At 66.3% G+C, this 14313-nt stretch carries 15 protein-coding genes; 8 read left to right on the top strand and 7 right to left on the bottom strand.

Annotation, left to right across the window (positions count from 1 at the left end; translation table 11 throughout):
- Nucleotides 1-37: 37 nt before the first annotated feature.
- Nucleotides 38-523: a carboxymuconolactone decarboxylase family protein gene (locus PSR88_RS17875; RefSeq protein WP_009476518.1), complete on the bottom strand. Its 486-nt coding sequence runs from the start codon at nt 521-523 to the stop codon at nt 38-40.
- A 198-nt stretch (nt 524-721) separates the two neighbouring features.
- Here PSR88_RS17875 and PSR88_RS17870 point away from each other — a divergent pair, with 198 nt between their 5' ends.
- Nucleotides 722-1657 carry an RNA polymerase sigma-70 factor gene (locus PSR88_RS17870; protein WP_009476517.1) on the top strand — a complete coding sequence of 312 codons (936 nt, stop codon included), beginning with the start codon at nt 722-724 and terminating at the stop codon, nt 1655-1657.
- Between the two features lie 14 nt (nt 1658-1671).
- On the opposite strand, the gene PSR88_RS17865 is transcribed toward PSR88_RS17870, so the two are convergent.
- A complete protein-coding gene (locus PSR88_RS17865; protein ID WP_011596134.1) occupies nt 1672-2271 on the bottom strand; it encodes a DUF2867 domain-containing protein in 600 nt (199 codons plus the stop codon).
- Between PSR88_RS17865 and PSR88_RS17860 the strand changes: the two genes are divergently transcribed.
- A complete protein-coding gene (locus PSR88_RS17860) occupies nt 2249-2929 on the top strand; it encodes a TetR/AcrR family transcriptional regulator (RefSeq protein ID WP_011596133.1) in 681 nt (226 codons plus the stop codon). The two genes, PSR88_RS17865 and PSR88_RS17860, sit on opposite strands and share 23 nt — an antisense overlap.
- Before the next feature lie 18 nt (nt 2930-2947).
- Here PSR88_RS17860 and PSR88_RS17855 read toward each other — a convergent pair whose 3' ends face one another.
- On the bottom strand, nt 2948-3610 hold the full coding sequence (locus tag PSR88_RS17855) for a class I SAM-dependent methyltransferase (RefSeq protein WP_011596132.1): 663 nt from the start codon (nt 3608-3610) through the stop codon (nt 2948-2950).
- A 34-nt stretch (nt 3611-3644) separates the two neighbouring features.
- Here PSR88_RS17855 and PSR88_RS17850 point away from each other — a divergent pair, with 34 nt between their 5' ends.
- Complete coding sequence (locus PSR88_RS17850; protein WP_016884811.1) at nt 3645-4301, top strand: maleylpyruvate isomerase N-terminal domain-containing protein; 657 nt, start codon at nt 3645-3647, stop codon at nt 4299-4301.
- Between the two features lie 282 nt (nt 4302-4583).
- On the opposite strand, the gene PSR88_RS17845 is transcribed toward PSR88_RS17850, so the two are convergent.
- Nucleotides 4584-5774, bottom strand: a complete 1191-nt coding sequence (locus tag PSR88_RS17845) for a PIN domain-containing protein (RefSeq protein WP_016884812.1) — start codon at nt 5772-5774, stop codon at nt 4584-4586.
- A gap of 17 nt (nt 5775-5791) precedes the next feature.
- A complete protein-coding gene (locus PSR88_RS17840; RefSeq protein WP_011596129.1) occupies nt 5792-6250 on the bottom strand; it encodes a helix-turn-helix domain-containing protein in 459 nt (152 codons plus the stop codon).
- A 231-nt stretch (nt 6251-6481) separates the two neighbouring features.
- Between PSR88_RS17840 and PSR88_RS17835 the strand changes: the two genes are divergently transcribed.
- On the top strand, nt 6482-6994 hold the full coding sequence (locus PSR88_RS17835) for a hypothetical protein (RefSeq protein WP_016884813.1): 513 nt from the start codon (nt 6482-6484) through the stop codon (nt 6992-6994).
- A 343-nt stretch (nt 6995-7337) separates the two neighbouring features.
- Here the strand turns inward: PSR88_RS17835 and PSR88_RS17830 are convergent, their stop codons facing one another.
- On the bottom strand, nt 7338-7601 hold the full coding sequence (locus PSR88_RS17830) for a hypothetical protein (protein ID WP_016884814.1): 264 nt from the start codon (nt 7599-7601) through the stop codon (nt 7338-7340).
- Between the two features lie 789 nt (nt 7602-8390).
- Here PSR88_RS17830 and PSR88_RS17825 point away from each other — a divergent pair.
- The 4 genes from PSR88_RS17825 to PSR88_RS17810 all read left to right on the top strand — a co-directional run bounded on the left by PSR88_RS17825 (nt 8391) and on the right by PSR88_RS17810 (nt 13001).
- A complete protein-coding gene (locus PSR88_RS17825) occupies nt 8391-9656 on the top strand; it encodes an ice-binding family protein (RefSeq protein WP_083853144.1) in 1266 nt (421 codons plus the stop codon).
- Complete coding sequence (locus PSR88_RS17820) at nt 9653-10360, top strand: class F sortase (protein ID WP_011596124.1); 708 nt, start codon at nt 9653-9655, stop codon at nt 10358-10360. The genes PSR88_RS17825 and PSR88_RS17820 overlap by 4 nt, the downstream gene beginning before the upstream one ends.
- A 220-nt stretch (nt 10361-10580) precedes the next feature.
- A complete protein-coding gene (gene proS, locus PSR88_RS17815; protein WP_020476873.1) occupies nt 10581-12020 on the top strand; it encodes a proline--tRNA ligase in 1440 nt (479 codons plus the stop codon).
- A gap of 135 nt (nt 12021-12155) precedes the next feature.
- Nucleotides 12156-13001 (top strand): hypothetical protein, encoded by an 846-nt coding sequence (locus PSR88_RS17810; protein WP_009476499.1) that lies wholly within the window; start codon nt 12156-12158, stop codon nt 12999-13001.
- A gap of 48 nt (nt 13002-13049) precedes the next feature.
- Here the strand turns inward: PSR88_RS17810 and PSR88_RS17805 are convergent, their stop codons facing one another.
- Nucleotides 13050-14225 carry an MFS transporter gene (locus PSR88_RS17805; RefSeq protein ID WP_016884820.1) on the bottom strand — a complete coding sequence of 392 codons (1176 nt, stop codon included), beginning with the start codon at nt 14223-14225 and terminating at the stop codon, nt 13050-13052.
- Nucleotides 14226-14313 lie beyond the last annotated feature (88 nt).

Here is a 14313-nt window from a genome sequence, read left to right as displayed (position 1 = left end):
GTCAAGGGCTCGTTGTCAGGTGGCTGTCGTCTGCCGGTCAGTTCGTCATGCTGGCGAACATGCCGGGCTCGTACGAACCCGCCGGGTTGCGCACGATCACGTTGATCCGGTTGGCGGCGTTGATCAGGGCGACCAGCGAGACCAGCGCGGCGATCTGGTCGTCGTCGTAGTGCTTGCGCACCTGGGCCCAGGTCTCGTCGGTCACGCCGTGGTGGGCGTCGGCGAGCCGGGTGCCTTCCTCGCTGAGCGCCAGCGCGGCCCGCTCGGCCTCGGTGAACACGGTGGCCTCGCGCCAGGCCGCGACGAGGTTGAGCCGGACCGGGGTCTCGCCGGCAGCTGTGGCGTCCTTGGTGTGCATGTCGGTGCAGAAGCCGCAGCCGTTGATCTGACTGGCCCGGATCTTGACCAGTTCCTGAGTGGCCTTCGGCAGTGGCGATTGGTCGATCACCAGGGACGCGTTGGCGAACCTCTTGCCGAACTTCAGGGCGATCTCGTTGTCGAACAGGTTGAATCGGGCGTCCATGACTTCGTCCTCACTCGTGGTGTCGTGTACTGCTCGGAACGAACATGAGATGCCGGCGACCCGATTCTTGTGACAAATCGTTCACGCCGCTGCCTCGCGGTCACGTAATTTGGCAGCGGGCAACACGGCTGGGTGTCACAAAACGGCGGGGCCCGGTGTCTGGTGTGTGACACAGTCGAGAGTGAAGAGGAGCCACCCATGGCCGGCACGTCGCAGACCACGCCCGCAGATCGCGGCGGGAGCCAGGACGATCGTTCGGACCCCGCTACGGAGGCGTTCGTCGCCCACCGCAACCTGCTGTTCACCGTCGCTTACGAGATGCTCGGATCGGCCGCCGACGCGGAAGACATTCTCCAGGAGACCTGGCTGCGGTGGGCGGGCGTCGATCTCGACACGGTGCGCAATCAGCGTGCGTACCTGGTCCGGATCACCACCCGCCAGGCGCTCGTTCGGCTGCGCACACTCAGCCGTCGCAAGGAGTCCTACGTCGGCCCCTGGTTGCCCGAGCCGCTGCTGACCGCGCCCGATGTGGCCGAGGACGTCGAGTTGGCCGACAGCGTCTCGATGGCGATGCTGCTGGTGCTGGAGACGCTCGCGCCGACCGAGCGGGCCGTGTTCGTACTGCGTGAGGTGTTCGCTCTGGAGTACGGCGAGATCGCGGACGCCGTCGGCAAGAGCCCGGACGCCGTCCGTCAGATCGCGCACCGGGCGCGGGCGCATGTCGCGGCGCGCAGGCCACGCGGCGTCGTATCCCCGGCCGAGTCCCGAGACGCACTCGAGGCGTTCCAACGGGCGCTCGAAACGGGCGATCTGCAGAGCCTGCTCGACCTGCTCGCACCGGATGTCGTCCTGTTGGGTGACGGTGGCGGAGTCAAGCAGGCTGTGCTGCGGCCCATCGTGGGGGCCGACAAGGTCGGTCGCCTGCTGGCGGCCGGCCTGCCCCGGATCGACGGCACGGTGTCGGTCGAGCCGGTGCAGATGAACGGCTCCCCCGCGCTGATCGTCCGGCTCGACGGGGAGATCGACGACGTCGTGGCGGTGCGGATGGACGACGGCAAGATCACCGGGCTCTACATCGTGCGCAACCCGGAGAAGCTGTCGCGCGTCGAGCGGGAAACCGCGGTGAGCCGCTGAGGGAGCAAGCCGCCCTACCTCGTCGCCGCTTGGTGGCGGTCGCGCCACGCTCGCTCCCATTGCCGGGTCAGGGCGGGGTAGACGATGAGGTACCGGAAAGGCGCGATGGCGGTCATGTAGAGCCGCCCGAACCATCCGTTGGGCTTGACGAGAACGGTCATCTGCAGCTCGTAGTCGCCGTTCGCTCCTCTCGCCCAGCCGAGATGCATCACGGTGTGCACGGTCTTGTTCGCCAGCTCGCGGGCGGACTCCGTGTAGAGCTCGTACACCGCGGTGAGGGGCATGCCTGCGTCGTCCGGGCCGCGCGGAGCGGCGCGGAGATCGCTGGGCAGGCGGTCGCGGAGCGAGGCAACCCGCTCACCGACACCAGTTGAGCGATTGTCCCAGCCGAAGAGTGCCCCGAGTTTCCATCGAACGGCGAACAGGAACCTCACCAGTCGGGGCTGCTTCGCGGGTCCGCCCGCGGCTCGCATCGCTGCGAGCATTGTGGGGAAGTCGTCGGGCCCGGCTCCGGGAGTGCGGAACGACCACACGTCTTCGACGTCGAAGTCTCTCGTGAATTCGTGGATGCGCCAGGGCTGCTCGATGTAGGTGGCCTCTGCTATTCGTGGCACTGTCGACCCCGATCTATACGGCACCGTATATTTCATCTATACGGTACCGTACAAATTGAACGCGATCAATGGAGGTGGCCCGATTCCCGCCGTCGCCCGCACGACACGAGCCCGCTGGATAGAGGCGGGCCTCGACGCCCTCGCAAGAGGAGGCCCCGACGCCGTCCGCGTCGAGACACTCGCCGCCGAACTCGGCGTGACGAAGGGCGGGTTCTACGGCTACTTCGACGGCCGTCCCGCATTGCTCACCGAGATGCTCGACGAATGGGAACGCCGCTGCACCAAAACCGTTATCGCCCAAGCCGATGCTGAAGGCGGCACCCCCGCCGACAGAATCCGGCGCGTGGGGCAACTGACCTACTCGGAGGACTTTCAACGGATCGATCTCGCGATCCGGGCCTGGGCCCACCACGACCGGTCCGTCGCGACGCGCCTGCACGCCATCGACAACGAGCGGATGGACTTCCTGCGAAAGATGTTCGGCACCTTCGTCACCGACCCCGACGAGATCGAGGCACGCAGCACCCTCATGTTCGGACTTGCGATCGGCCGTCACTTCATCGTCGCGGACCACCCCGGGTACACCAAACGTGAAGCCATCCAACTCGCCGGAGAATTCCTCCTGCGCCCGTCCGATACGAACAGTTCTGCCGGGTAAGGGTTTCCGACTGCCGAATCAGTCGAGGTGAGCCGACAACAGCCACGCCGGCAACTTGGACCGGCCCTTCTCGTCGTGCTCCCAGTTCGCGGCCTGCTCCGGGCCGAGCAGCGCGTGGATGAAGGCCGGACGAATGTCGTCGATGGTCCAGAACTCGGCGACGGCCTCGCGCAGCTCGTCGTCGGTCACCGGGTTCGGTCCCTCGCCCTCGGGGAAGGCGCCCTTCGCGAACACCAAGATGTAGTACGACGCGCCGGGCGCGGCCGCCCGAGCGACCGCGCGCAGGTAGTCGCGCCGTCTGTCGACGGGAAGGGAATGGAACAGGGTGCTGTCGACGATCGTGGAGAACCGGCCGTCGAAACCCGTGAACGAACTGATGTCCGCCACCTGATACGTCGCCGTCGTCAGTCCACGATCGGCGGCGGCGGCCTGAGCCACCGCGATGGCCGTCGGCGACAGGTCCAGACCCACCACCGTGTACCCCTGCTCCGCCAGCTGGAGGGACGTCTCGGCATGTCCGCAGCCCGCGTCCAGCACGTCGCTGCGGAACTTGCCCTCCGCGATCAGCCCGGCGATCTCGGGCTGCGGCTCACCGATGTTCCACGGCACCGGCCCCGTAAATACCTCCGCGTCACCTCGGTAGATGTCGTCCCACGGCGCAACCTGGTTGTCCTCGGTCATGACATCGACGGTACGCCCGCACTACCGTGCCGATGTGGATCTTTTCTCACGCTCGTGGTCGGCGCTGCGCACCGCGGTCGCCGACCTGCCGGACGACGACTTCGCACAGCAGTCCGGCTGTAGCGGCTGGCTCGTGCGGGATCTGGTGTGCCACCTGATCATCGACGCGCAGGACGTCCTGATCACCCTCGTCACCCCCTCCGACATGGAACCGACTCGCGACGCCGTGACCTACTGGGACCTCGCCGACACGCCGCCGACCGGAGACGACCCGCTCGACGCGCTGATCGTCCGGCTGGCCGCCGCGTACCAGGAGCCACGGCTGCTGAAGTTCCACTTCGACGACGTCGGCTCCGCTGCCGGCCGCGCGGCCGAACTCGCCGACCCGGACCTGCGGGTCAGCACCCGCGACGAGGTCCTTACCGCAGGCGAGTACCTCTCCGCGTACGTCTCGGAATCGACGCTGCACCACCTCGACCTGATCGCTTACCTCCCAGGCGTGGCGGAACCGCCCGCAGAGGGCCTCGCCCGGTCCCGCGACTTGCTGGAGAAGATCGCCGGGGCCGCATTCCCCGCGTCGTTCTCCGACAGGGACACACTGCTGGTCGGCACCGGACGACGGGGCCCGACCGACACGGAGAAGGCCGAACTCGGCGAGCTGGCGATGAAACTTCCGCTCATCCTCGAATGACTCGGATTACGTCTACCTCAGTGATGAGTCAGCTGGATCACGCCGTCGGGCGATATCCTGAGAACCTGTCATCGAGAGGCCGAACGTGCAGTTTTCATCGAACGTATCGCAGACCGGATGAATCGATCTGGACGAATTCCGATATCAGCCGAATCTGCGTCGACCATGCGGTAAGCCTTTAGTCCGAAAGCCGCACTGCCTTCCACGCGAGTGGTCATGCACCAGTGAGGAAGCTGAGATCAAACGCGCTCGAGGTACGGGCGAGGTTCGTGTGCGAAGGAATCAGGCCCTGGCGGCGGGGTCCTCCTCGGACCCCAGGTTCCGCACCAGCCACCGATCGTCGACGAGATGCATCAGGATCGGAAACACCGGCCGAGGAACGTTCGGCTCCCACACACCGCTCTCGAGCGTCGACATCTCGTGCACATAGAGCACCTCCACACCGGGGCCGACGATCCTTGTTCCGGTACCGATCCCCCACGTCGCCGGGTCCGGCAGCATCGCCCGGAACGACCGCACATGCACGCGCTCGAAATGCACCCACAGCGGATGCTCCGGCACCGGACCCGCGAGGGCCGCCGCGACCGCCTCACCCTCCCAACCGTCAACGGTCATCTGATAGTGGTTGTCCCGCACCCACCGCCATGCGAGTACCGACCGGAAGTCGGGATCCACGTTCGGCCACACCGATAACAGATCCCCGTCGACGCACACCGACGTCAAGAACGCCCACGCCGCACCCACCAGCTTCGTATGCCCGAGGAACCGCACCAATTCCGTCGGATCCATCGCACGTAGCTCGAGGTAGGCCTCCCGCATCTCGGGCAGCAAGGCGCTGACCTGTTCGTCGGTCAATTCCGGAAGGGAGGACGCCGCCGGCACCGCACCAAGGTCGGGAGCCTCGCCTCGGGCGACGAGCAAGGCGCGGACGGTGTCGACGAACCGTGGGGTCAGCCGCTCGAGCGACTCGAGCAGTTCCCCCACCGTGCGCGGCGGGAGCATGTTCCGGGCGACCAGGGCATGCATGCACTCGAGCACCGCGTCCGGGTCCAGATCGAGCAGATCACAGAGGAATTCGTCGGGGTGGATCGCCTCGACGTCGAACGGGACGAGGGCCGCCGGCGGGAAATCCTGCACGGTTGCGGTCACGATCACACCCGTACCGGATCGCACCGCCGCAGCCAGGACGTGCCGGTCCTTCGGATCGTTGGTCATCGCGGGGATCAGCTCACGGTATCCGCGTGATTCCTCCTCTGCGAGGGGAAATGCTCTGCGCATCTGCTGCACTCGCCGCGCCGCCTGCTGCGGCGACTTACCGAACCTCTCCCCGGACAGGGTGCGCTCGACCTCGTCGAGCAGATCCGGCGTCCACACCGGCCGGAACAACTCGGCATCGGCCAGCGTCAGCAGCAGGTTGTTCAGGGTCTGGGGAAGCATGACGCACGTGTCGAGAACCACCCGAAAGGTCGTCATGGTCGCCCCGCCCTATATCAACGAGTCGACACGAAGCCGTCAGCGGCATCGCCCGGGTCCGGGGGTTCCTCGTGCGCCATCTCCTCGAACACCTGGCCCCGACGCGCCCGCTCACCCTGCTGGAATGCGAGCACGTCCGCCAACTCCACCCGCCGATGCCGGCCGGGCGAGGTGTATGGGATCTTCCCCGCTTCCAACAATCGCACCAACGTCGGCCGCGTAATCCCCAACAGGTCCGCAGCCTCCTGCGTCGTCAACATCGTGCGATGCGGTTCCACCGTCACCGCCTGACCCCGATCCAAAGCAGCAACCGCGTCGACGAGCAAACCCCGGACACTGTCCGGCAACGGCACCGACCCGCCCGGGGACGAGATCGACACCTCCTCGGAACCAGCAAGAACGGCCTTCAGCGCTGCGAGAAGATCCCGATCGTCGGTGGCCGGCGGCAATACCGTGTGGTTCGTCCCAGCGCCCATACCTCACCATAAAACGAAAAAAACGAACACACAATGCGGCTGGGCGCGGCAGCGGAACGGATGACGGACTCAGGCTCGGTCGATGGTGACGACGGCCGCTGGGGTCCTGGGTTCACGCCGCCCGGATCGCGAACGAAATACGTTGCTCAACATGCAAAAAGTGTCACCTTCCCATCCCATCCCGTAGGTCAAAGCGCATCGCGGGAAGTCATCGACCGCGATGATCGTTCCATGCCGATCTCGGAATGGAACCAGGACAGTTTGGTGTGGCGCTTCGTTATGACCGACGACGGTCCGGACTTCTACGAGACTCCGGGCTTTGAGCCGCCGGCTGCGTGGCTGCTCGCGATCGCAGCCGTTGCCCGCGATCTGTGGTGCCTGCGATACGGACGCGACGTGCAGGTAGAACGTCTGGTGTGGGAACTCGCGATCACTGACCAGTACGCCGTCACCATCGGCTGGCGAGGGCCGGGGGTCGGTGGGTTCAACCTCTGCCAAGGCGTTTCGATGGAAGCCCCCTACCCGCAGGCCACGGTCTGGGTCGCCGACACCGCGCAAGGCGAGCTGACCGGCTACGAGTTCATCCAATGGCCATCGCGAGGACGGCACATCCTCAACCCCCGCCTCCGCCAGGAAGAACCGGCGTGGGTCGACCCGCACACAGGCACCGCGGTCGCCGCCATCGGCGAACTGTGCGAGCAGCGCACCGCCTGGGACGCCCTTGACCGGCACCCGGGGGAATGACCGCCCGGGTCCGTTGTCGACCTGGAGGAGGCCACCGAAGCCCTCGCTCAGATCCCTTGGCTCTGAGCAACTCCTCGGCGGTAACCAGATATTGGTACCCGTAACCGAATGCCGCGCGCCGCCGTCAGGTCACTTCGTCTCCAGATTGATGGTTGTGGCGGAGTCGGCCAAGTGGCGAGTAATTCACGCTGGCTACTCGCCTTCGGATTCTTGGGTGCCGGGCCTCGGCTGTTCATTCTGTTTCGGCGCTGCCGGCACCCATTCCCGCAGTTGTCGAGACGATCCGTACCGATGAATCTGTGCGGCTCGGGGCCGGAGGCGAGATCGGACGTCCCGGTCGGGGCTACTTCGACGACAGCCACAGCCTGAATGCTTCGGCCGTCGCAGCCTGCAAAGTCGTCCCGCGGGTGGCTACTTCGATCTTCACCTGCCGCAGCAACTCCGGGTCCACGCGCGCGGAGAACTGCGGGAGTTTCGCCGCACCGACGGAGACCGGAGCGGCCTCGGCTGTAGTACTCGGGAAGAGCGGATCCGAATCACAATCCGGCGCCGCGATCTGCAGCACGGTGTCGGATGCTCCCGCGGAGTGCTCGTTGCCCATCTTCATCTCCTTGACGTACCGATGAGGTAGCTGTTCGACGAGATCGGCGGCCTCGGTGCCGCACCCTCGCGTGTTCAGTCCGGGAGGGCTGACTTTGCAGGCACATGTTGAGTGTTACGCGAAGTATCGGAAAAATTCTGTCGCCCACATTTACGACCAGAGCGGACGGAACTTGAAGCTGACACATTGAAAGATAGCACGCGTGATCGCAATGTAACTTGTTACCGGAAAAATAAACCAATACGAGATTTGTGACATCGGCCCGAGAAAAGGGACGCTCACCGTTTCTGTAATTGTTTTGACGCCGGGTACCGTACCGCCGGTATGAAATGGCATGCAATGTAGCTTGGTAACAATATTTCAATCTAACTTATCGAACGTCCAACCCATATAAATTAGCGAACCTTGCTGTACGTCCAACCAGCATAAAGAAGCGAACCTTGCTGTACGTCCAACCGAAAGCGAAACGCGCACTGCCAGGTCCGATCCGGGTTCTCCTGCTCAGGCGCGCGCTTCTAGTTCTTGTGAAGAACAGTACTTTTCTCCGTAACTGCGGCGGTCACACCTCTTCGGGCGACAGTTCCAAATCGACGAATTCCCGCGAAGGCGTGGATTCGCTATTCGGTCGTAAATTAATTAATAACCGACACACCGCGCCGGTCGTTGACACATACCGGGTGGTTTGCGAATGATTCCTGCCATCAACCGCTCCACGGTGAGGGGAAATTCGTGACATCGGTGCACACTTCGATCCAGGCGCGTTCTCGGCGTCGCTGGTTTGTGGCGGGGGCGGCCATGGCGACCGCCACGGCTGTGATCGTCTTCGGTGGAGTCGCGTCAGCGGCTCATCCTCCGGTCGGACTGGGGACAGCCAACTCCTTCGCGATATTGGCGGGCCAAACGGTCACCAACACCGGCCCGTCGATCATCTCCGGGGACCTGGGTGTCAGTCCGGGCAGCGCGGTCACCGGCTTTCCGCCGGGAACGGTGATCAACGGCACGCAACACGTTGCCGATGCCGTTGCGCTGCAGGCTCAATCCGATCTGACGACGGCATACAACGATGCGGCCGGCCGGCCGGCCACCGCGGCGGCGCCCCCCGATCTCGGTGGCCTGACTCTGGTCGATGGCACCTACAACACGGCCGGCCCGATGGGACTGACCGGCACCGTCACCCTCGATGCGCAGGGTGATCCCAACTCGGTGTTTATTTTTCAGGCCGGGTCCACGTTGATCACCGCGTCGGGCAGCACGGTCGCTCTCATCAACGGGGCCTCCCCATGCAACGTGTTCTGGCAGGTGGGTAGCTCAGCGACCCTGGGGACCAACACCACCTTCGTCGGAACCATCATGGCGTTGACCTCGATCTCGGTGCAGACCGGCACCACCGTGAACGGACGCGTCTTGGCACGCAACGGCGCAGTCACTCTGGACACCAACACCATCACCCGGCCCAACTGCGTCACGCCGCCGCCGACGTCCACGACGACACCGCCGCCGACCACGACAACCACGGCACCGCCGACCACCACTACTACGACCGTCACCAACGGTCCCATCATTCCGATTCCCATTCCGATTCCCATCCCCATTCCGATCCCCCCCGGCGGAGGCATCCCCGGTGTCCCCGGCATCCCCGGTGTCCCCGGCATCCCCGGTGTCCCCGGAATTCCCGGCCCTCCCGCTCCTCCGGGCCCGCCGGCACCCCCCGGCCCTCCGGCTCCCCCCGCTCCTCCGGCTCCTCCGGCTCCCCCCGCTCCCCCCGGCGGTCCTGGTGGACCTGGTGAGCAGGGCGGACCCGACGAACAAGGTGGCCCGGGTGAGCAAGGTGGCCCGGGTGAGCAAGGCGGACCCGGCGAACAAGGCGGATCCGGCGGCGGAGGCAAGGGCGGCCCCGGTGGCAACGGATACATCATCCCCAAGGGGCATCCGGAAACGGGGGCTGGCGGCACCACTCCCCACTCAGATGACAACGTTCTCCGCTCCCTCGCAGGTCTGGCCCTGGCCGGATCGGGCATAGCGGCAGGCCAGGGGGCCCGACTGCGCAGGAGGCAGCGATGAGCGACCCGAGCCCCGAATACCCCGAGCCCGTCCCGGGCCCCGAGTGGCCAGGGCTCGAGGGGGCGATGGGCAGGGTGAAACGCTGGTGGGTGGTGGCAGCGGTCCTGATACTCATCGCGACGGCTGTCCTCGCCCTGCGCAGCTATCAGGAGTCGGGAGATCCCCAGCTCGGACAGCCATCCGTGACCGACACCGTGCCGGCGCCCTCCGACGGGGCGTCCGGCCCGGCACCGGTCGCGTTGCGGATCCCTGCACTGGGGGTGGACGAAACACTCATCACTCTTGGTCTCAATCCCGACGAAACAGTCGAGGTGCCCGCCGATTTCGACAAGCCGGGGTGGTACAAGTTCGGGCCGGCTCCGGGCCAGCTGGGTTCGGCAGTGATCCTGGGGCACGTCGATTCCTATGAGGGTCCGGCGGTGTTCTACCGATTGAAAGACCTCGAGGCGGGAGATTCGATCGAGGTGAGCTTGGCCGACGGCACCATCGCTCATTTCGCGGTCACCAGGGTGGAGACGTATCCGAAGACGGAGTTCCCGGCCGAGGAGGTGTACGGCTCTCACGGTGATGAAACGCTGCAACTGGTCACCTGTGGGGGAGAGTACGACGCGGACGCCCGTAGCTACCTGTCCAACATCGTGGCCTACACATCTCTGGTTGATACAGACAGCGGGGAAGCTCCGGCCGCTGCCGGCCAGAAATGATCTGGCAACCGGGAAGTTCACGGGAGGTGAGTATTCGGCCCACCGTGGTCGGTTGTGGAGGCATGCTGTGGACTCGACGAGACTGTGGGGTACGACCCCGCGCAGGTTCTCGGCACGTCGAGATGTAGTCGATCAATCTTGTCGCCGCAGCCCGGGCGGCCGGCGGCCGGGTGCCCCAGGACCGACCGTGGCATGCGCCTCCCGAGTAGTCTGTCTGGGCATGGCACGGGATGAGCGTGGTGTGACAGCCCAGAGTGAGGACTTCGCTGCCTGGTACAACGAGGTGGTCTTCAAGGCGGGCCTGGTGGATCGAGGTCCGGCCAAGGGCACCATGGTGATCCGGCCGTACGGGTACCGGCTGTGGGAGCTGTTGCAGTCGGAGCTGGATCGTCGCATCAAGGACACCGGTCACGAGAACGCATACTTCCCGTTGCTGATTCCGGAGAGTTACCTGGGCCGGGAGGCCGAACACGTCGAAGGGTTCTCCCCGGAACTGGCGGTGGTCACCCATGTCGGCGGGAAGGTTCTCGAGGAGCCGTTGGTGGTGCGGCCGACGTCTGAGACGATCATCGGCGAGATGATGGCCAAGTGGATCAGCTCGCACCGCGACCTGCCACTGCTGTTGAATCAATGGGCGAATGTGGTGCGGTGGGAGCTACGGCCGCGAATGTTTCTGCGCACCACAGAGTTTCTGTGGCAGGAGGGTCACACCGCGCACGTCGACGAGGCGTCCGCCCGCCGCGAGACGATGCTGGCGCTGGACATCTACCACGAGGTGGCGCGTGAGTTGGCCGCGATCCCGGTCGTCCCGGGTGAGAAGACACCCGGCGAACGGTTCGCGGGTGCGGTGGCGACCTACACGATCGAGGGCATGATGCGGGACGGTCGTGCGCTGCAGTCCGGCACCTCGCATTACATGGGCACCAAGTTCGCGTCGGCGTTCGACATACGGTTCACCAGCGAGACTGGACGAGAGGAGTTGTGTCACACCACGTCCTGGGGGATGAGCACCCGGATGATCGGTGGCATCGTCATGACGCACGGCGACGACAAGGGCCTGGTGTTCCCGCCGCGGTTGGCGCCCCACCAGGTGGTGATCGTGCCGATCACCCGCGGCGGCAACGTCGCGGTCGAGGGCGCGGCCGACGAGTTGGCTCACCGCCTGCGGTCGGTGGGGGTACGGACCCATGTCGATGCCCGCCCCCACCTCACCCCGGGTTTCAAATACAACGAATGGGAGATGCGCGGCGTCCCGGTCCGGCTCGAGCTCGGCCCGCGAGATCTGGAGGACGGCACCGTGATGATGGTGAAACGACTCGGCGACGACGGTAAGCAGGCCGTGCCGATCGACTCCCTGCCCGAGGCCATGCCCGGGGTCCTGGACGACTTTCAGGCCTTCCTGCTCGCTCGCGCCACCGCGTTCCGTGACGGCCACGCCCGAACCGTCGACAACTGGACGGATTTCGCGGACGCGGTGTCGACCGGGTGGGCACTGGCCCTGCACTGCGGGATTGCCGCGTGCGAGGAGGAGATCAAGTCCCTCACCGCTGCCACCCCGCGATGTGTTCCCCTCGGCGGCGAACCGGAGACAGGTGTGTGCGTGCGATGCGGCGCGGCGTCGGCGTATGGCAAGCGGGTGATCTTCGGGCGCGCCTACTGACGGGACGCACGTACAGGGGTGGCTACCACCACCCCTCGGGGGACTATTCGAATGCCGGGCACTCGTCGGACGCTGGGGATCTCGAAAACCGACCACTCGGAGAGAGAAGTCCCTCGATCGAAAGGAATCCGTCGCATGCCCCGCATCCTCGGCACCACCGTCCCCGACGTCCACGAACACGATCCGCCGGGCGTGGCGTTGCCCGCCGTCGAATCCGTCCGGAAGGCGGTCCGTCACCACTGGGCCTTCGCCCGGATCGGCCTGTATCTGCTGCTCGCCTCCCTGCCGCTGCTCGCGATCTCGGCGCAGGTGTTCGGCGTCGTGCCGATGAATGCCACCGGTGCGCTGGTGATCATTCCGCTCGCCGCCACCCTCGCCGTGTTGTGCGTGTTCGCTCCGCACCCGATCGACCGCATCGTCGGCCACGGCCTCGGCTGGGGCATGTTCGCGTGTCTGGCCTACGACGTCTTCCGCCTCGACACCGTGTATCTGCTCGGGCTGTGGGGCGACTTCATTCCGAAAATGGGGACGTGGCTGCACTCGGGAACCGACACCCGGACCGGCGCGATCGTCGGCTACCTGTGGCGGTATCTCGGTGACGGCGGCGGCATCGGAATCGCCTTCTTCCTCGTCGCCCTCGCACTCGGCCTCCAGCATCGGTCGCGCCGCGTCGTCATCCTCGCGTTCGTCACCTTCGCGGTGTTCCCGGTGTGGGCCGGGCTCATCGGAACGGTCGCCCTGTCGCCACACGGACAGCACGACATGTTCCCGCTCACGCCGACGACGATCACGTTGTCGCTGATCGGGCACCTGATCTTCGGGCTCGTGCTCGGTCTCGGCTTCCTGCGTGCGCGGGGCCGCCTCGGCCAGCACTGGCCGTGGCCGCCGCTGCTCCCGGTGCGGTCGCGGGCCGGTGCGCCGCAGCCGCGCAGTGAGGCGCTGGTGCCCGCATGCGGCGAGTGCGGCGCGACCGAACGGTAGGACCCTCCGTAGGTGAGTGGCGAAGCGTGCCCGGGCACGCTTCGCCACTCACGTGTGGGTGAGGTGCCGGTCCTTCACCTTCCGGCCCACTGCCACGGACAGCAGCATCAGCAGTGCCGCCCCCACGAAGCAGGCGGCGTAACCGACGTGCGGGGCGAGTAGTGAGATGACGAACGGGACGGTGAAGCCGACGTAAATCAGGCAGTAGAACACCGCCACGGTCTGTGCGAGTTCGTCTGCCGGTGCCAGTCTTTCGACGGACGCCAGACCGGATCCGAGCAGGATGCCGTAGCAGGATCCGAGGAGGAAGGCCGCGACGACGATCGCGGCGACGGCCGGCGCACCGTCCGTGTACGCGACCACGGTCGCGGCGCCGAAGCCCAGCACCCCGAGGGTGATGCCGACCCGGATCCCGGCGGCGGCGTCGTCCTGCTGCGACCACCGTTTGGCCCACGGCTGGATCATCGCCCCGGTGATCAGGGTCAGCGCCGCGACGAGCCCGGTGAAGGCCACCGACGTGGACCGCAGCGACTCGGAGACGAGCGGCGGAAGGGTCGCGAACGACACGGTCGCCACACCGAACACCCACGGCGCCCAGGGCGCGATGCCCCACCGGAACTGGGGTGTCGCCAGCGCCGACAGGGGTGTGGCGGTGAGGTCGGTCGCCCGGGCCCGCACGTCGGGCACCGCCCACACCAACGCCACGGCCCCGAGCATCAACGCGATGTGCACCAGGTACGGGAGCAGTTCGGGGGCGGGGAGCCACTGCGCGATCACGCCGGCGAACAGGGCTCCGCAGCCGAATCCCGCGGACAACGACACGGCGGCGCGGCGTGCACCCGCCCCGGCGGGCGCGGTGGAGCTGAGTTCCTTCATCCAGGCGGTTCCGGCGCCGAACGCCATGCCGGAGGCGAGTCCGGCCAGCACCCGGCCCAGGTAGAGCAGGTCGGGGACGGCGGCGCCCGCGATGAGGACGAGGGAGGAGACGATGCCGACGGGGATCATCGGGCGGATCACCGCGCGCCGGCCGTACCGGTCGGACACGCGCCCGAAGTACAGCAGGGCGGGTACCAGCCCGACGACGTACGACGCGAGCATCGCGGTGAACGAGCCGTTGCCGAGACCGAGATGTTCGCGGTAGACGAGCTGCATCGGGGCGAACTGGTTGGCACCCCAGCTGACCGCGAACAGCGCGGCGGCGAGGCGGACCCAGGGCGAAAGCATCACCTGATCCTCCCAGAGCCCGTGGCGCGGCGAAGTATCAACTCTTCACAGCTCGGGCGACGGTTTCCTGTGCACACTGGCCGTGTGC

The organism is Rhodococcus sp. DK176 (assembly GCF_038447315.2).
Classification (GTDB): Bacteria; Actinomycetota; Actinomycetes; order Mycobacteriales; family Mycobacteriaceae; genus Rhodococcus_F; species Rhodococcus_F jostii_A.
This window is presented reverse-complemented; position numbering and strand designations above follow the sequence as displayed.